Source organism: Rothia sp. HMSC065G12 (genome assembly GCF_001811455.1).
In the GTDB taxonomy this organism is placed as follows: Bacteria; Actinomycetota; Actinomycetes; order Actinomycetales; family Micrococcaceae; genus Rothia; species Rothia dentocariosa.
Map to the genome: position 1 here is coordinate 23,436 of NZ_KV804815.1, position 18,612 is coordinate 42,047.

Consider the following 18,612-nt stretch of genomic DNA (forward strand, 5'->3'; position numbering starts at 1 on the left):
CCCCCCGAATGCGCCAGTCTTGTGCCTCGAACGAGGTATGAGCTGGCGTATTTTGTATGTAGGTGGGAGGAGGTTCCTCTTGTTTATCCTTGAGCCTTGGCTGTCTTACGGATTATGACGATGAGATAGTAAAATTGGTGCTTGATTTACCGAACTACCTTCGAGAAAGAGGAAATAACAATGTCTACCTTGGCAAGCGTCGTCACGGTCTTCGCATTCGTGTCCATCGCTATTCATGTGTATATCTGGATTCTTGAGACTTTCCTGTGGACTAAACCTCGGGGTCGGAATACCTTCGGTACCACGGAAGAATTTGCCGAAGCCTCCAAAGAAATGGCTGCAAATCAAGGGCTCTACAATCTCATGCTGGCCTGGATTGCAGCAACCGGCCTGTTAGCGTTCTGGGTTGGTGGTCTGCCTCAAGTTGGCATCGCCCTCATGTTTGCCGGTCTAGGTTCGATGGCCGTCGCGGGAATTTATCTCTTCTCGACCTCACCGGATAAGCGTAAACCTGCGCTTATCCAGTGTGTGCCGCCAATCCTATCTCTCATATTGCTTTTCACGATGGTGTCATAACGCAGGGCTTTAAAAACAAGACCCAACTAGCCACACAGTAGAGGTTTCTGCTTTCGCCTTTCAGCAGGCGAGGCAGGAATCTCTTCGTTTTAACCAAAACCCTTTATATCTATGAGCCCCGGCGCAGTTCTCCTTCGGGAGTGAATAATCCTGATGATCCACGCCGGTGTGAGTCCAGTAGGTGCGCATCCACCATACCAACGGCACTCATTAAGGCGTAACAGCTGGTTGGACCCAAAAATTTGCCTCCGAGCTTCTTGAATGCTTTCGACATAGCTGCAGAGACATCATTTTGCGTAGGAACCTCCTCAAGAGTTTTCGGAGTAATAGTGCTTTCGGGAAGGAAAGACCAGATAAAAGCGGGTAAACCAGGTTCAACCCATAACCCGTTTGGGAGGTAAAATCCTGCTAATGACTCGTCTCCAGCAGCTGCACGCTCGCGTAGGTCAAGAGTTAGGCGCGCATTTGAGATAGTGGCACGAATCTTGAGGTTATTCCGAATGATACGTTTATCGTGGAGCAATCGTTCAACATCATCGTCTGTAAATGCTGCAAGCTTTTCAGGAAGAAAGTTGGCAAAGACTTCCCGAAACACTGGCCTTTTGACTAAGACCGTATACCATGAAAGACCGGCCTGAAACCCTTCGAGACAAACCCGTTCAAGCACCCCGGTTTCATGGGTGATAGGTATGCCCCACTCCTTATCGTAGTAGTCGCGTTCAAGATCATGACGTACCCAAGCAGGATATTTTCGGTCTGCGCTCGTTTCGACTTTGCCAGAAGCGACAGCGTTCGCAGAATCATCTGACGACATGGCCACCTCCTAATATCGTAAATATATACTAGTATAGTATATAGAGATTCAGTTGGAAGGCAAATATAGAATATTATTTCGATAAAATAGTCGAGAGCCTAAAAGAGTCGACCCTCGCGAATTTCTGCAGGTTCTTCGAGGTCGAGAAGGAATTGTTTGCGGTCGAGCCCGCCTGCGTAGCCGGTGAGCTTGCCATTAGACCCCAAAACGCGATGGCAAGGGATGATGATTGAAATTTTATTGTGCCCAACAGCTTGTCCGACCGCCTGTGCGGGTGCGCCTGGCCCCACGGCATGTGAGATGGTTCCGTAGGTTGTGGTGTATCCGTAGGGGACTGAACATAAATATTCCCATACCATGAGCTGAAAATCTGTTCCCTCAGGCGCTAAAGGAATTGTGAAGGTTGTACGTTTGCCGGCGAAATACTCCTGCAGTTCGCGAGTGGTGTGCTTAAGGATGCTCGCTGCAGGCGCTGGCTCGCTGTTTGCAGCGATTGCCGAGGGGTCTGGAATAAACTCACCGAGCTCGTCTGGTATAGGAAAATGTGTCTGTTCCTCATACCAAAGCCCGGTAAGAGCTTTGGTGCTTGCTGCAAGATAAAGGCGTCCTACTGGGCTGTCGATGAGGCTGTGCCAGCGTTTTGCTGTGTTGTTAATGAGTTCTTGTGGTGCTTTAAGTTTCTTCTCGCTCATGACAGCTCCTTTGTGTTTTTACTTCCTTAATCATAAACTCTGCCGCGAAAACATGACGTAGAAAAACTTTACATTGCATATTATTATATAAAAATATGATATAAAATACATAGTTGTTTTTAAATTTTTTAGTTATTTTGGGTAAAATAAAACTTACATACTCACTCTTTCACTTATATGTTCGGGACCCAAAGATGACTTCCTTGACTTACCCGCAAAAAACTGTGGGCGCGCATACCGTACATTCGGTGCCAAACCTAGATTACTGGCGTAATTTAGTTCTTGACTATCTTGATGATAGTGATGACATAAATCTTTATTTCGCTGCGCAAAAACTCAACGTTTTAGCACCTGAAGACCCGGTAGGTTTATATGGACTAGCTTGCGCTCAACGGTATAGAGGGGAACTTAATACCGCATATTTTAATGTTATCCAAGCACGTCGACGATTGGCATACAATTCCGGGTTTCCCGTAACCTACGAGGAAGCTCTAGAACTTGAAGCAGCTATTGCCGTCGATCTGGGACATATTGCAACTGCGATCGATCGTTATGGGGAACTCATTGAGTTGAACCCCTTAGAACCTAACTATGTATCGGCTCGCGCAAAGTTATTCGATACCGCTGAGAACATGACGGTTAGCGCGCATAAGCGACGGCAGGGACAGGACGATTCCTCTCTGGCTGATGCGCAGACCAGCCTGTTTTTGCGCGCTGCTGAGGCACACGCAATTGAGCTTGAGGGTAAGCCGGTTTTCGTTTCCTACGAAGCCGCTCTTGAAGCGTCCAAGGCACTAAGGCGCATTCAGGATATTCAGCGGGCACCGCAAAACCTCAGAATGCGATATACCGAATTGCAATCCGCTGTTACCTATGCTCTCCGTAGAAATTTTGTGCGTTACCAATGGTGGCAATTTTGTCTTTACGTTCTGTGCGGAATGACTCTGCCAGGATCGGTCATGAACAATATTGCAAAAGATATTGCAGAAAAGGGGAGCGCCGGAGTTTTCTCTGGAATATTCACGAGTATTATGATGATTTCTCTCTTTATTCTTGTGGGACTTTATTTTTTCTACCCCGTAGGGCATAAATACAATGCTCGTCGCGTGCGTAAACGTGATGCAAAACTACGTGCAGAGATGCTTGAAGAACCTGAGGGCATCTCTAGTTAACCCTGCGAATCCTGCGATGATAGACTCGTATCCCGTACACTTTCCTGCATATCGTACGCTTTTACCCTACGAAGATGCGGCAAAGTGTACGGGATATTTCTATCCTTCTAGGCGTATCACCTAATCATCTGAGACGCTGACTGCTTTTTCGATAGGTTTGATACCCTAGACATGCGCAGTGCTGAAGGGAGTGCGTAGATGCCCATACGTTTTTCTAGCGAGCAGGAAGCCAGAGACTATTCTCAGAGCGTGCTGGTTCTCCCGCTTTCGACGATGCGCGTGAGTATCAGTCCTGATGCTCGTAAACACAAGCGGCTATTTTTTGCCCCGGTTTATTATATAGATATACAGTTTGAGACCAGCCAAGAGACCGTTGTTATTGGTGGGTATGAGTTCTATGACCGTGCGTTGACCATGTTAGACACTGATCCTGATCACGTGCTTATTGGTGATAATGGGCCACCTTTTCTGATGGGCGGTGGTTTCCCAGGTGTGTATGCAGGAGAACTCAGAGATGCATATCATGTCCCAGAAGATTATTTAGCTTTAACTAGTGCAGATTGTGAACGCATTATCGCAACGGTTGCCCCGAACGAGATTCCTATGCTTCGTACTTGGATGGCTAGAGTTGTCTCTTAAAATTCGAATAGCATTTATCTTGTCTTGGGTCGCCCAACTACTCGACGGCGTAGTCTGCCAACGCTGTAAGAAGAGAGAGCTCAGATTCCGAATAGAGATTGCTGGTTTTCAATCCATATCAAGTGTGAAGGTGCTGAAATTGAACTCTTTTATGATTTCAGATGCACCATGGGTTACGCGAAAATCTATTGGAAGGGTCTGTTATGGAATCGATGCGCCAGATGATGACGGTGCTCCAGCGCGCGATTCCTGATGTGGGTGTGTGGTGGCCAGCCGAAACAAAGTTCGAGATCCTGGTAGGCGCAGTATTGGTGCAAAATACCACGTGGACGAACACCGAAACCGCATTGGCAAACCTGCGTACCCTCAACCTCCTCACTCCTGAAACACTTGCTGCAGCTGATTCGGCTGTGGTGCAAGACGCGATCCGACCCTCAGGATATTGGCGCACTAAAACCGTCTATCTGCAAACCGTCACCGATTGGTTCCTCACTACTGATACCCTTGCTGAATCCATGGGTGATGCACAGTTGAGAGCATCGTTGCTCGGGGTGAAGGGCGTAGGTGAGGAAACCGCTGACGATATTTTGCTGTATGCCTACCACCGAGGTGTGTTTATTTACGATGCTTATGCGCGCAGGCTTCTCGCAGCGGCTGGATGGGGAGATTACACCACCTATGCGCAAGCACGTAAAGCGTGCGATGAACGCATCCGTTCTGAAGTATTGAGCGTTGAAGAGTATGCACTGTTACATGGGTTAATCGTCCAAGCAGGCAAAGCGGCCCGAACCGCGGGAGGATGGCAAACCTATTGGCCTGCTATTGCTGGTAACTAGGGTTCTTCTCATACCTGATATAGACACGTGCTGTAATTACCCCGTACATTTTCCTGCAATTTCGTAGGGTAGAAGCGTACGATATGCGGCAAAATGTACAGGATACAGTAAGAATATAAAGCCCGCACTCTTTTGCATATCTCGAACAGCGGTGCTGTGCGTTTTACGCAAAAGAGTGCGGGCTTTATGTACGAAGAAAATTCTTAGGAAGTCGGTACGTCCTCATCCACCCAGTCGAGGGTACGGGCCACGGCCTTCTTCCAGAGGCGGTACTGGCGGTCTACCTCGGACTGCTCCATGGCAGGCAGCCACCGCTTATCCTCAGCCCAGTTTTCGACAACGTCTTTCTCGCCGTCCCAGAAACCGACCGCAATACCGGCTGCGTAGGCGGCACCCAACGCAGTAGTCTCAATAACCTTCGGACGGATCACCGGAACCCCCAGAATATCTGCCTGGAACTGCATCAGGAACTCGTTTGCGGTCATACCGCCATCCACACGCAGCTCGGAAAGCTTCACACCGGAATCGGCGTTCATCGCGTCCAACACCTCGCGGGTCTGGAAAGCGGTTGCCTCCAACGCCGCGCGCACAATATGGGCCTTGTTTACATAGCGGGTTAAGCCCACGATCACGCCGCGCGCATCTGAACGCCAGTGCGGTGCAAACAGGCCCGAGAATGCAGGAACCACATAGCAACCGCCCGAATCCTCAACCGAGGTTGCTAGTGCTTCGGAATCAGAGGCGTTGGTGAGCATGCCCAGGTTATCGCGGAGCCACTGAATTAGCGAACCGCTCATCGCGACCGAACCCTCTAGGGCATAAACGGGGTCAGCTTCCCCAATCTTATACGCCACGGTCGTCAGAAGACCGTTATCTGAGAACACAGGCTCATTTCCGGTGTTCATCAGCATGAAGTTACCGGTGCCGTAGGTGTTCTTCGCCATGCCCTTCTCAAAGCAAGCCTGTCCGAAGGTTGCCGCCTGCTGATCGCCAAGAATACCGGCAATGGGTGTGCCGCGCATCAGACCGGTGGGGCGACCATAGCCGTAGACCTCAGATGAAGACTTGATTTCGGGGAGCATACTCATGGGAATGCCCATATCTGCAGCGATCTGCGGATCCCACTCAAGAGTACGAATGTTCATGAGTAAAGTGCGGGATGCATTCGTAACGTCGGTTACATGTACACCGCCATCAACGCCGCCGGTCAGGTTCCACACCACCCAGCTGTCGGTGTTGCCAAAAAGTAGATCACCGCGTTCGGCACGTTCACGAGCGCCGGGAACGTTATCAAGAATCCACTTAATCTTGGGCCCTGAGAAATAGGTTGAGAGATTCAAGCCCACGATGTCATGGTACTTACCCACACCGTCATCGCCAGCAAGTTCATCGACAATCTCTTGGGTGCGGGTATCCTGCCAGACAATTGCGTTATAGACCGGCTCACCAGTGTTTTTATCCCACACCACTGTGGTCTCACGCTGATTGGTGATGCCCACTGCAGCAATCTCGTGATGGTTTACCTCACCGTTTGCCATCGCCATTGCAACGGCTTTACGCACGTTATCCCAAATCTCAACGGGGTTGTGCTCAACCCAGCCTGCCTTGGGGAAAATCTGCTCGTGCTCAAGCTGACCCACAGAAACGATCTTGCCCGCCTTATCGAAAAGGATAGCTCGGGAACTGGTGGTGCCCTGGTCGATAGACATAATGTATTTACGTTCAACATCCAAAGTTGCCGAATGCAAGGAAGTAGTCATGAGTAACCTCACTTAAATGGTTGGGGGCGCATGACCGCGCCATAACAAGGAATAATGGGTTATGCCCACTCACCAAAATATCTTTAACCTGTGTAGTGGTTTCTAGAATCCCAAGACTGCAGGCACACTCAAGCCAGCCAATACGCCACCGATGATGGGGCCCAGAATCGGAACCCAGGAATATGCCCAGTTCGAGCCGCCCTTACCGCGAATAGGCAGAACAGCATGGGCCATACGAGGGCCAAGATCACGCGCAGGGTTGATAGCGTACCCAGTAGGTCCACCTAGACTCATACCGACAGCTACCACAATAAGTGCCACAGCCAACGGACCCAAGCCGGAGGGAGTCTGCCCGGAGGCAACGACCCAGCCAACAAGTACGAAGGTACCCAGAATCTCCGTCACCAGGTTCCAGCCATAAGACTTGATCGCGGGACCGGTCGCAAAGATACCCAGACGATTACCGGGCTCTTCATCAAAGTGCTTCTTATAGGCTAAGAACGCGGCAACAGCACCTAGGAAAGCCCCAAGAATCTGCGCCACAATATAGATCACAATGTTTTCTGGAGTTGCTGGAACACCCTTAGCCAAATCTTTACCGGCCGCCGCTAAACCAAGGGTAACCGCCGGGTTAAGATGCGCACCCGAAGGTCCAGAAAGATAAACGGCCGCAAAAACCGCAAACCCCCAAGCAAAAGTAATGACAACCCATCCGGCGTCCTTCGCATATGATTTGGGGAGTGAGACACCGGCGACCACGCCAGCGCCCAGAAGAATCAAAATGAACGTTCCAAAGAGCTCGGAAGCAAAAAGCCCAAGATGGGTAGCAACACCATTATCTCCCACCAGCAGGCTTACCGCCTGTACGGGAATGGTTGCAGCCAAGAGAGACATATTTTTCCTTTCGTCGCCGTACAAGACATCCGCCCTAAGGCACGTTACAGTGTAGCCCGGTCGCGCCATTGCGGATGCGCTATGACGGTGCGTTTGTGAGGTAGAGGAATCCCACGGAATACAACATATCGTAGGATTCCAAAATTATGGGTGGTGTGCCTGCTGGAAAAATACTAAATCAAACAGGCATACCATGCAGGATACGGCAACGATAAAGGCCGTATCCTGCGGCTGTATTGAGCGAAACTCTGAGCTTCGCACAAGTTTTAGTGATGTTGCACGCTGAGTTTCCTGCGGGGAGCCACCGGGTCTACAGCCACAATCTTGGCAGACGCCTCAGCATCGGTAGAAGTGGACTCTGCCTCGCGAATAGCTTTTACCCGTTCGGTGTAGAGTGCAAGTTCGCGCGCGACCTTCGCATCATCCCAGTTGAGTTCGGATCGCATAATCTCAAGGATCTCAGGGGCCGCAGCCAACCCGCGATCACGCTGTTCAAGGTCTAGACGCACGCGGCGAACCAGTACATCCTCGAGGTGCAGGGCCCCTTCGTAGCGAAGAGCGAACACGACATCGGCGCGTAAGAACTGCGGTGCATGTTTAAGAGGTTCGCCAAGATCCGGATCAGCATCAATAAGCGCACCAAGATCTTCAATCTGCGCGCCATAGCGTTCCAGCAGATGGGTAATACGGTCTTCATCCCAACCATAGCGTTGCGCGTAACGGCCACGGCCCGCCTCAATAGCGCGATATCCCTCGGCGCCTACCAGCGCGATAGTCTCTGTCACCGACGGACGTTCCTGAGCACGATCACCGAGTGCAAAATCAACCGCATCCGCCGCCATTACGCGGTAGGTAGTCAGTTTGCCGCCAGCAATGGCACTCATACCGGGGGAAACTTCCGTAACAGTATGCTCACGAGACACCTTGGTGGACTGTGCACCATCACCTTTAACCTTCGGCTGCAAGAGGGGGCGCAGCCCCGAATAGGTACCGATGATGTCGTCGTGGGTCAACGGGTTAGCAATCAGTTTGTTCGCTTGTTCCAGCACGTAATCAATATCCTGGCGTGTTGCCACGGGGCGCTCGCGGTCCTCGGTATATGGTGTGTCGGTCGTGCCAATAATCCAATAGCGTTGCCACGGAATAATGAAAAGCACTGATTTTTCGGTTTTCGTGAAAATACCGCTGGTAGCCTGGATACGATCACGCGGCACGACAATGTGAATACCCTTAGAAGCGAGTACTTCAAGACCGGCATCCGGGTTTGCCAGAGATTCGGATTCTTCGGTCCAGACCCCGGTGGCGTTAATAATGTGCTTGGCTTTGACCGTGAGTTCCTGTCCGCTTTCAAGATCTGCCAGTCGCGCACCTACCACCTTGCCAGAGGTGTCTTTATCAATACCCACCACCTGGGTACGTGAGGCAGCCAGGGCACCATAACCGCTGGCGGTGCGAACAACATCAACGACCAGGCGGGCATCATCTACACGGGCATCGTAGAACTGAATAGCGCCGGTAAAAGCGGAGTCTTTGATATCTGGGAAGACTGTTTTGGTGCCCTTTTTTGTAAAGTGACGCTGCGAAGGAACTCCCTTTTTGCCACGCGAACCGAAGTATGCGAGAGCATCGTACATGCCAATACCGATAGCGGAATAGGAGCGCTCAATGACCGGTGTCTTCAATGGCCACAAAAAGGGCTGCGCGTGTACAAGGTGAGGTGCAATTTTTTCGAGTAACAGACCGCGTTCCTTGAGAGCCTCGGTTACGAGTTTGAAATCTAGGTTATAGAGGTAACGTAGGCCACCGTGAATAAGTTTTGAGGACCAAGCGCTGGTGCCCGCAGCCCAGTCTCCGGCCTCCACAATACCCGTACGTAGGCCGCGAGTCGCCGCATCAAGGGCAATACCGGCACCAGTAATGCCGCCGCCAATTACCAGAACATCAAGTTCAGTACCGCTGCTCATCTCAGCTAGGGCACGTGCACGGGAATCTGTTGTTAGGTGCGAGAGTTGCGCAAATTGTTGAGAGCTCATAGGTATCTTTCTTCTTGTGAGTATGGAGGCCGGACTATATGCCGAACCGAGGACGTATTGCTCTCAAGTAAAACCTAGTGGTGAAATAATTACCAAGTGGAGTGAACGGATTTTCACTTAAGGTTAGGAACGAATGAACGAACGACTCAGCCAAACCTATGAGGTCGCGCAGCTGTATTACATCCAGAATCTCACAATGGATACTATTGCATCCCGCCTAGGAGTTTCACGCGCAACTATCTCGCGTTTACTCAAAAATGCGCGCGAGACAGGCATGGTGCAGATTCGCCTCGACGACTCGTATAGAACCCGACATGAGCTCGAAAAACGGTTGGGGGAGCGGTACAAAGTTCGCGTTACTCTTGTGAATACCAAGCAGGACGCTACCCCAATCGCTAGGATGAGCCAGGTTGCGCGTTCTGCCGCGCAACTTCTTGATTCGCTAGTCGATAACGGCACAAGCATCGGGGTGGCCTGGGGTGCAACTCTCACAGAGGTTTCGCGGCATCTGCCTAAACGACCACTAGAGGGGGTGAGCGTGGTGCAATTAAACGGGGCAGGGAATGCGCATCATTCTGGAATACCATATTTAGGCACGCTACTGGGACGCATGGTAAGCGCCTACGATGCTTACATGATTCATTTTCCGGTACCCGCATTCTTTGACTTTGCCGATACCAAAGCTGCGATGTGGCGCGAGCGGAGCATCCAAGCAACACTGCAGGTGCAAAGCCGGGTCGATGTAGCAGTTTTCGGTATTGGTGCTTTCGGAGGGGCTATTCCCTCTCATGTGTACTCGGGTGGGTACTTTGATGTGACAGAACAGCGCTTACTGCGTGAGCAGGGAGTGGTTGGCGATATATGTACGGTGCTTCTGCGGGAGGACGGAAGCTGGAATGACCTTGAGATTAACCGTCGGGCATCCGGCCCCAGCCCTCAAGAGCTTTCCCGCATTCCTCGTCGTATATGCGTAGCCTCCGGAACGCACCGTGCGGCAGCGCTAAGAGGAGCGCTGCGTACGGGCGCTATTACAGACCTGGTGCTCGACGAAAAACTCGCCCGAGCCGTGATGGAGAAATAGTGTTAAAGAATTCTTGTTATGAGCCGAATGCTTCTTTAACGGCATGCTGAAGCGCATCACGAACCATTACTAGGGCCGGATTCTTCGCGGACTCTGTGCGCACTGCGGTAAAGATCTTGCGTGAAGGCTTACCCGGAAGATCTACTGTGCGAATACCCTTTGTGTTAGATAGGCTTGAGAGTACGAATCCTGGCACTATAGTGGTTGCGCATCCTGAACGCACCAAGTTTGCATTAGTGATCATGTCGTTTGCGCTGTACCGAATATCTGGTTCGAACCCTACAGTGCGGCACTGATTGATAGCCCATTGGCGCGATGTATTCTGCTCCATCTCAAGAACCCAAGGCAATTCATTGGCTTCTTTGAGAGATTTGATGCTGGAATCTTCAGGAACGATAAGACTCAGGGGATCCTCTACCAAAAGCTCAGAGTGCAGGTCTGGATACTCGGGGATAGGATGGTGCGGATAAGCCTCTGAAAGAACCATGTCGTACTCGCGGCTTCGAGTGAGTGAAGTTCCCGTCTCTGGGTCGATCTGTAGAACGTGCAGAATTAGACGCGGTGCATGTTCTTCGAGGTATTTGATAGCGCGGGGCAGAAGTGCAAAGGAAGCGGATTGGAAGATCGCCAAGCGCACGGTTCCTGCTGGTTCTCCTGCAAGGTTTGCTACTGCTGTCTGCATGCGGTCTATCTCGCGCAATATAGTACGAGCACTATCGACCATGACAAGACCGGCGTTCGTGAGCTGAACGCGCCGCCCAACACGTTGTAATAATGCTGTACCTGTATCTTTTTCGAGGTTTGCAATTTGCTGTGACACAGCAGATGGGGTCAAGCTGAGAGCATCCGCAGCAGCGATAATGGTGCCGCGTTCGTGAATCTCCAGAAGCATTTGCATACGCCGGATATCAGATACAGACATAAAGTCTCCTTAAATTAGCGCGGTCGTGGTTGGTTTAGTGGAGTAAGTGTGCGCTGTTCGCATCGGTCTTGCTGTCCCTCGTTTTGTGGAGTACTAGGCTGCCTGATGCGGTATCTTAAACCACCTTAAGCTTTTCTTCATGGTATCGAAATAGGTACTTTCTGTGTCGCAGAAACGACGGACGCAACGATAAAGTTTTCATAAACATTTTGGGATGTCATTCTCTTGTAATAAATGAACTCTGTTCGTTTTGTCCAGTACTAAGTACTGTATTTTGATTGCAAACAAGTCTGGTTTAAAGCCGTAAATCTTTAAGGTTTAAAGTGCTTGTTGAATGTTGGATGAGGTGGGGTTGGATGGTAGTTGTTTGGCTTGTAGTGCGCTCAGGCCCTTCCGCCTATTTCATGGGGCTTAGTGGGGATTTGCGGCCGTCAAAAATATTTAGATATTCTAAAATATTATTGGCAAAAACATTCAGTTTTTCTAATGAGGTATTCAATACCCTTTTGTGGTGAAATAGAGACATCAATACGCTTCGTGTGCTTATAGCACACCGTAGTTAGTTAGGAGTCAAGGATGACGCATCCTTTCGCATCTGAGCATTACCAGAAATTGGCTCAGGACGCTCGTGCACTCGTTCGTCAATGGGTGACTGAGTCTCAGTCCATTAAGCCAACTTATGCTGCCAAGCAACTGGCTGGTGTTTTGAAAGACCCAAAGGGTCTGCCCTTTACCGTTGGATTTGTCGATGGCGTCATTCGCCCTGAGGACGACAACGTTTCGGGTCGTAACCTATCTCGTATTTCTGGTCTAGCTCCTTCCTTCTTGCCGTGGTACATGAAGTCCGCCGTTGGCTTCGGCGGTAAGCTGGCCGGTAAGATGTCGTGGCCTACCGTTCCTGTGGCGCGTCGCGTATTGCGCGAAATGGTAGGTCACCTGATCGTCGATGCTTCCGAAGAGAAACTGGGAGATGCCATCGCAGAACTTACCAAGAGTGGTAACCGTTTGAACGTTAACCTGCTGGGTGAGGCAGTGCTGGGTGATAATGAAGCCGAGCATCGTCTCTCTGAGACTAAGCGTCTGCTCGCTCGTGACGACGTTGATTATGTTTCTATTAAGGTATCTGCTGTCTCTGGTCCTCATCAGCACTGGGCATTTGACGAAGTTGTCGAAGAAGCAGTTCGACGTTTGACTCCGCTGTATGAGCTGGCCGCATCCTCTTCCCCCAAGAAGTTCATTAACCTGGACATGGAAGAGTACAAAGATCTCGATATGACCATTGAGGTCTTTACTAAGATCCTGGATCAGCCTCATCTGAAGGATCTTGAAGCAGGCATCGTGCTTCAGGCATACCTGCCCGACACCCTTGCTGCAATGCAGCGGTTGCAGGCGTGGGCAGCGGAGCGCGTTGCTAACGGTGGTTCTTCCATCAAGGTTCGTCTGGTTAAAGGTGCCAACCTCTCCATGGAAATCGTGGAAGGTGTTATGCATGGTTGGCCTGTCACCACCTGGGACACCAAGCAGGCTGCAGACACCAACTACAAGCGCATCCTTGATTACGCACTGCGTCCCGAGCACGCAAAGAACATCCGTCTAGGCGTTGCCGGGCACAACCTCTTTGACGTTGCGTTTGCTCTGCTTTTGGCTGAAGACCGTGGCGTTAAGGATCGCGTGGAGTTCGAGATGCTGATCGGCATGGCCGAGCAGCAGGCAGAAATCATTCGCCGTCGTGTGGGACACCTGCTTCTGTATGTGCCCGTGGTGAACCCCAAGGAATTCGACGTTGCTATTGCATACCTGATTCGTCGCCTAGAAGAGAACGCATCTTCCGAAAACTTCATGTCGGGTATTTTTGATCTCGCAACTGACGAAGAAATCTTCAAGCGCGAAGAAGACCGCTTTATGCGCTCACTGAACTCGGTCACTGATGAGGTTCCGGAAGGCAAACGCCATCAGAACCGTCAGACTGAGAATGCAGATAACGTCTTCGTGCCCGCAGGTCGTTTTGAGAACACACCCGATACCGACCCATCGCTGTCTGGCAACCGTGAGTGGGGCCGAGCAATCCTTGAGCGTTCCAAGACCACTCAAATCGGTATTGCTACTTTGAAGGAAAACGAGCTAACTTCTGTCGCTGAGGCTGAACAGCTTGTTGCTGATGCTGAAGCATCGGGTAAGGTTTGGGGTCGTCTCTCCGGCGCTGAGCGTGCTGCTGTACTGCGTAACGTTGGTAAGGAAATCGCCCTGCACCGTGCCGAGCTTCTGGAAGTTATGGCTGCTGAGGCTGGCAAGACTCTGGATCAAGGTGATACCGAGGTTTCTGAAGCTATCGACTTTGCCTACTACTACGCAATGCTTGCTGAAGACTTAGAAAAGATTGACGGTGCTCAGGTGCAGTCGGTTGATTTGACTGTGGTTGTTCCGCCGTGGAACTTCCCGACGGCTATTCCCGCCGGTGGTGTTCTTGCCGGTCTGGCTGCAGGTTCGGCTGTTATCTTCAAGCCTGCAACTATTACTGCACGTACTGGTGCTCTGATTGCTGAGATCATGTGGAAAGCAGGCGTTCCCAAGGATGTTCTGAAGCTCGTCAAGGTTGTTGACCGTGAGGCTGGCAAGGTTTTGATCTCTCACCCCGAGGTTGATCGTCTGATCCTCACCGGTGGTTACGAGACGGCAGAACTCTTCCGTTCCTGGCGCGATGATCTTCCGCTATTTGGTGAGACCTCTGGTAAAAACTCTATCATCGTGACCCCCAACGCTGACATCGATCTTGCTGTCAAGGATGTTGTATACTCGGCATTTGGACACGCAGGTCAGAAGTGCTCCGCAGGTTCTACCGTCATTTTGGTAGGCGCTGCCGCACAGTCCGAGCGTTTCCGTCGTCAGCTTCTTGACTCCGTCAACTCTCTGCACGTGGCACATCCGCAGGATATTGAAGCTCAGATGGGGCCTGTTGCACAGAAGCCTGAAGAGAAGCTTCTGCGTGGTTTGACTACTCTAGGGCCGGGGGAGCGCTGGCTCATTCAGCCTAAGGAACTTGACGATACCGGTCGCCTATGGAGCCCCGGTGTTCGTGAAGGTGTTAAGCCTGGATCTGAGTACCATATGACCGAGTATTTTGGTCCGATCCTGGGCATCATGACCGCGGATACTTTGGAAGAAGCTATTGAGCTTCAGAACGCACCGGATTACGGCCTCACCGCTGGTCTGCATTCGCTGGATGCAGAGGAGCTTGAGCTCTGGCTCTCCAAGGTGCAGGCAGGTAACGTCTATGTGAACCGTGGTATTACCGGCGCTATCGTTCGTCGTCAGCCCTTCGGCGGATGGAAGAAATCCACTGTTGGTTCTGGTACCAAGGCAGGTGGTCCCAGCTACCTTATTGCATTGTCCGATTGGGAGCGCACCGAGGCTACCGCAACCGCTGTTCCTCAGTCAGTTGCTGTACGTGAAGTTCTGGCAACAGCAGATAATGCCGATTTGTGCACCGCAGAAGATTTCGCCTTCCTGACCCGTTCGGCATCCTCGGATGCTGAGGCTTGGGAGAGTGAGTTTGGTTACGGCTACGATCCCTCGAAGCTTGGCGTTGAACGTAACATTCTGCGTTACGTTCCCACTCAGGTTCTGGTACGTGCTGACGAATCCGCCTCTGTGGCAGATGCTGTTCGTGTGGTTCTTGCTGGCTTGGCTGCGGGTGCGCCGATGGCTCTGTCTGTGGGCAAGGATCTGCCGGTCGCTGTACGCGGTATTCTCGAAAACAAAGGCATCAAGTATCTGGTCGAATCCGATGAAGCATGGCGCACATACTTGGCTTCTAACGCTAAGACTCCGGTTCGCGCTCTGGCTGGTACTCCGCTTGAAGGTACTCGTATCCGTTACATCGGTGATGACGTCAAGTCCGTGTACACGGCCTTGGGTGGTCGTCCCGATGTTGCTGTGAACTTCCACCCCGTGACCGAGGCTGGTCGTATCGAGATGCTCCCCTTCCTGCGTGAACAGGCCGTTTCGATTACCGCACACCGCTTCGGTAACCCGAACCCCTTCTCAGAGAGTGTTATCTCCTCTCGATAAGTGAGGTTCTAGCCTGAGTTGGGCTAAATAGAATGAGATGCCTCGTCTCTGCTATACGTAGAGGCGAGGCATCTCACTATATTCTGTCTGATTTTCAATGTGTGAAATTTGCGAGGCACATCTTAACCTTACGGAAATTACTTCTGAGAACCCATGACACGATTCGGAAAAACGTGCTCAACATTACGTATCTATGAGATAATTTGTGTATTGCCTCTCGTGTCCCACACCGTGAGAGGTTCGCACAGAACCGTGCGTAGCAAGAACACACTGAAAGGAAATCGCTGCTATGAGCAACGTTCCCGCAGAACTTCTGTACACATCTGATCATGAGTGGGTTTCCCCCCTTTCGGCTGAAGGTACTGTTCGCGTCGGTATTACCGATCATGCGCAGGATGCGCTGGGTGACGTGGTTTATGTAGACCTGCCCTCTGTCGGTGACTCCCTCGATGCTGAGGGTAGCTTTGGCGAGATTGAGTCCACTAAGTCCGTATCCGATCTTCTGTCACCAGTTGCCGGTGAGGTTGTCGCCGTCAATGAGGCGCTGGCTGATGACCCCGCACAGGTGAACTCCGATCCTTACGGTGAGGGCTGGCTTATCGAACTTCGTCCTGAAAATGCTGATGATGTGGCAAAGCTTCTCTCAGCGGAGGCCTATCAGGCTGAGCTGGACTAATTACCGGTACCTAGGCGTAGGATAGATATCCGGTGATTACCGTCGAAAAGACGGTAATCACCGGATAATTTTGTAAAATGTGACGAAAAATAAATACAAATAATTCTAAAAATTTATCAATACCTATACTTATATGTCGCATGGAAAAATAAGGGTTTTTGGATGAATTGGTATTGTTTTACTACTTGATAGTTAAAGTTTTGTAATCTTTCGGCATCGAAAATGCCGTTATTCAGCGGTTTTCTAATGGAATTCTGAGACGGAACACTATAAGATTGACTCAAAGGTTCAGTGTTTATCATTTTGTGATAAATTATCTGAACCTCACTCACTCATAATACAAAAGAACAAGTAACGCCGTCTGCGAAGAAGCCGATTAGGTACTATGCAGCACGCCGAGGCGGTCTGCGCATCGGCGTGGCTTTGACGAGCACAATTTCTCAAAGGAATACTATGAACTCCCGCATTGATGACAATCTCGCTCGGGCAGAGGCTCTAGTAGAGAGCGCTGAACGTGGCAAAGATAGTCGTGACCCCCGAGATATTAAGAGCCGCACTATAGGACAGGTTTTAAGTCAACTGGATCTTGATTTTCCAGGGATCAGCGCCTCTAAGATTCGTTTTTTGGAGGAGCGTGGTTTGGTCCACCCCAAACGTACCGATACTGGGTATCGAAAGTACTCTCAAACCGACATCGAGCGCCTGCGGTATATCTTGACGATGCAACGCGACTACTATATGCCGCTCAAGGTTATTCGTCAGCATCTTGACGATCTTGAGGCGGGTCGCGCCATTAACTCTGTACCTGCACCCGTTTCGGACGAGATGTTGGACCAGGTTTTGGGATCCACCAACGTTGCGGAAGGGCGCACATACAGTATTCGTGAACTCGCAGAGTACTCGGGTGCGCCCGTTGAGCTTATTCGTGAGCTTATTGACTTCGGCCTTCTGGATGACGAGGCAGATGCGAAATATACTGAATATGATGTGCTTATTGCCCGAGCTAGCGCTGAACTTATGGGACATGGCATTCAGCCCCGTCATCTGAGAGCTTTCAAATCTGCAGCAGACCGTGAAATCTCTCTTGTTGAGATCGCGGTAGCTCCTTTAGCTTCGCGCCGTGACGCAGCTTCGCAGACGCAGGCTCAAGAGCGAGCCGATAAGATTCGCAAACTTTGTCTGCAGCTGCATGCAACCCTTGTAGAGTCGGCAATGCCGACGTATAACTAGGACTTTCCGTACGCATGTAGTTAGAAACTTGCGCTGGCTTCTGCGTCTGTCTACGAAGTAGGGGCTAGTCCTGCCAAGAAAAATATCACTCAATCTCAGCGTTGGATGCGTGAAAGTTGATCGCTTTTGCGCATCCATTTTTTTAAGGTTTGTTGCGGATATAGTGCTCAATATGAGTAGGGTTTACATGTTTCCATGACCGTATTCTAGGCGCGCTTAGACGTTGTATGGGCGGAGAATAATCTACTAAAGCTCGACTCCCACCCTGAAGATGTGCAAGTTTTATGCTAAAGGGAGAGATAGGTTAAACTATAAAGGCTGCCGTAGCTTTCAGAAGGCGCGGTTCCTCTTTTTATCCCGTAATGTATTTGCTCTCTAAACGTGTAAAAACTGCTGGAGCTTAGTGCCCGGTATTTCCGTGCATTTGAACGGGTAACAAGGTAGGATAACAAACAGAAGTAACCCGTTCGGCTACGGACATCGGATAAGAAGGAGGTATTGCCAATGGCGCGATATAGCGTCGGTGACAAGACCACACCAGGGAATACCTCAAAAACTGGATCTCGTTCTTCTGAGGCTTACCATGATATGCATGGTACAGCCGAGCAGTTAGAAGGGTTTGAAGTTCTTCTTCCGATGGCACCACCTCCGCGTGGTGAACAGGGGGTTCTTTTTAAAGATCCTGTATCAATCGTCGACGAGAACCTAGGGTACCGCGGGTCTGTTGCCAGGAAAGCTGCCGGGATTAGCTATCGGCAGCTTGACTACTGGGCTCGTACGGAGCTTGTGGTGCCTACTGTGCGCTCCGCCTCAGGGTCTGGGACTCAACGGCTCTATAGTTTCCGCGATGTATTGGTTCTCAAGATCGTTAAGCGCCTTCTCGATACCGGAGTATCTTTACAACAGATTCGTACCTCTATTGACCATCTTCATACTCGGGGGATCGAGGATCTTGCAGGAATCACCCTGATGAGCGATGGAACCACTGTTTATGAGTGTACGTCGCCGAGCGAAGTTATTGATCTCGTACAGGCTGGCCAAGGTGTCTTCGGAATTGCTATTGGGCGAGTCTGGCGTGAGATCGAAGCGAATCTGAATGGGCAACCTAGTGAAGAGATGCAGACGGTATCGGACGCGGAAGACGAACTTGCCGCACGCCGCGCCCGTAAAGCCTGACGTGCACTAAAACCTCAATACTCTAGTAGAGTGGTTTTAAAGA

General features: G+C 50.8%; 15 protein-coding genes. 9 read left to right on the top strand and 6 right to left on the bottom strand.

Features of this window, described 5'->3' with window-relative positions:
• The first annotated feature begins 180 nt into the window (after positions 1-180).
• The gene (locus tag HMPREF2804_RS05420) at positions 181-576 is read left to right on the top strand and encodes a DUF1304 domain-containing protein (protein WP_070627647.1); all 396 of its coding nucleotides are present in this window, start codon (positions 181-183) and stop codon (positions 574-576) included.
• Positions 577-685: 109 nt separating this feature from the next.
• Here the strand turns inward: HMPREF2804_RS05420 and HMPREF2804_RS05425 are convergent, their stop codons facing one another.
• Together HMPREF2804_RS05425 and HMPREF2804_RS05430 are read right to left on the bottom strand one after the other, a co-directional pair.
• Entirely contained in the window at positions 686-1,390 is a 705-nt protein-coding gene (locus HMPREF2804_RS05425; protein WP_070627649.1) for a DNA-3-methyladenine glycosylase I, read from the bottom strand.
• A gap of 98 nt (positions 1,391-1,488) precedes the next feature.
• Positions 1,489-2,082, bottom strand: a complete 594-nt coding sequence (locus HMPREF2804_RS05430; RefSeq protein ID WP_048751996.1) for a methylated-DNA--[protein]-cysteine S-methyltransferase — start codon at positions 2,080-2,082, stop codon at positions 1,489-1,491.
• Positions 2,083-2,276: 194 nt separating this feature from the next.
• Between HMPREF2804_RS05430 and HMPREF2804_RS05435 the strand changes: the two genes are divergently transcribed.
• The 3 genes from HMPREF2804_RS05435 to HMPREF2804_RS05445 all read left to right on the top strand — a co-directional run bounded on the left by HMPREF2804_RS05435 (position 2,277) and on the right by HMPREF2804_RS05445 (position 4,729).
• A complete protein-coding gene (locus tag HMPREF2804_RS05435) occupies positions 2,277-3,254 on the top strand; it encodes a hypothetical protein (protein ID WP_048751995.1) in 978 nt (325 codons plus the stop codon).
• A gap of 198 nt (positions 3,255-3,452) precedes the next feature.
• The gene (locus tag HMPREF2804_RS05440) at positions 3,453-3,893 is read left to right on the top strand and encodes a hypothetical protein (protein WP_048751994.1); all 441 of its coding nucleotides are present in this window, start codon (positions 3,453-3,455) and stop codon (positions 3,891-3,893) included.
• A 203-nt stretch (positions 3,894-4,096) separates the two neighbouring features.
• Positions 4,097-4,729 (top strand): endonuclease III domain-containing protein, encoded by a 633-nt coding sequence (locus HMPREF2804_RS05445; RefSeq protein ID WP_070449465.1) that lies wholly within the window; start codon positions 4,097-4,099, stop codon positions 4,727-4,729.
• A 203-nt stretch (positions 4,730-4,932) separates the two neighbouring features.
• Here the strand turns inward: HMPREF2804_RS05445 and glpK are convergent, their stop codons facing one another.
• From glpK to HMPREF2804_RS05460, 3 genes are all read right to left on the bottom strand, one after another.
• Entirely contained in the window at positions 4,933-6,489 is a 1,557-nt protein-coding gene (gene glpK, locus HMPREF2804_RS05450; protein ID WP_070449466.1) for a glycerol kinase GlpK, read from the bottom strand.
• A gap of 102 nt (positions 6,490-6,591) precedes the next feature.
• Positions 6,592-7,383: an MIP/aquaporin family protein gene (locus HMPREF2804_RS05455; protein ID WP_070449468.1), complete on the bottom strand. Its 792-nt coding sequence runs from the start codon at positions 7,381-7,383 to the stop codon at positions 6,592-6,594.
• Between the two features lie 266 nt (positions 7,384-7,649).
• The gene (locus HMPREF2804_RS05460) at positions 7,650-9,416 is read right to left on the bottom strand and encodes a glycerol-3-phosphate dehydrogenase/oxidase (protein ID WP_070449470.1); all 1,767 of its coding nucleotides are present in this window, start codon (positions 9,414-9,416) and stop codon (positions 7,650-7,652) included.
• Positions 9,417-9,549: 133 nt separating this feature from the next.
• On the opposite strand from HMPREF2804_RS05460, the gene HMPREF2804_RS05465 reads away from it, so the two are divergent.
• Positions 9,550-10,497: a sugar-binding transcriptional regulator gene (locus HMPREF2804_RS05465; protein WP_013398821.1), complete on the top strand. Its 948-nt coding sequence runs from the start codon at positions 9,550-9,552 to the stop codon at positions 10,495-10,497.
• Between the two features lie 16 nt (positions 10,498-10,513).
• On the opposite strand, the gene HMPREF2804_RS05470 is transcribed toward HMPREF2804_RS05465, so the two are convergent.
• Positions 10,514-11,419: a LysR family transcriptional regulator gene (locus HMPREF2804_RS05470; RefSeq protein ID WP_048754844.1), complete on the bottom strand. Its 906-nt coding sequence runs from the start codon at positions 11,417-11,419 to the stop codon at positions 10,514-10,516.
• 576 nt (positions 11,420-11,995) lie between these two features.
• Between HMPREF2804_RS05470 and HMPREF2804_RS05475 the strand changes: the two genes are divergently transcribed.
• From HMPREF2804_RS05475 to HMPREF2804_RS05490, 4 genes are all read left to right on the top strand, one after another.
• Entirely contained in the window at positions 11,996-15,487 is a 3,492-nt protein-coding gene (locus tag HMPREF2804_RS05475) for a bifunctional proline dehydrogenase/L-glutamate gamma-semialdehyde dehydrogenase (protein WP_048751982.1), read from the top strand.
• A gap of 289 nt (positions 15,488-15,776) precedes the next feature.
• Positions 15,777-16,163, top strand: coding sequence for a glycine cleavage system protein GcvH (gene gcvH, locus HMPREF2804_RS05480; protein ID WP_004004367.1), 387 nt, complete (start codon positions 15,777-15,779; stop codon positions 16,161-16,163).
• 453 nt (positions 16,164-16,616) lie between these two features.
• Positions 16,617-17,393: a transcriptional regulator FtsR gene (locus HMPREF2804_RS05485; RefSeq protein ID WP_004004368.1), complete on the top strand. Its 777-nt coding sequence runs from the start codon at positions 16,617-16,619 to the stop codon at positions 17,391-17,393.
• 588 nt (positions 17,394-17,981) lie between these two features.
• On the top strand, positions 17,982-18,569 hold the full coding sequence (locus HMPREF2804_RS05490; protein ID WP_004004369.1) for a MerR family transcriptional regulator: 588 nt from the start codon (positions 17,982-17,984) through the stop codon (positions 18,567-18,569).
• The last annotated feature ends 43 nt before the right edge of the window (positions 18,570-18,612 follow it).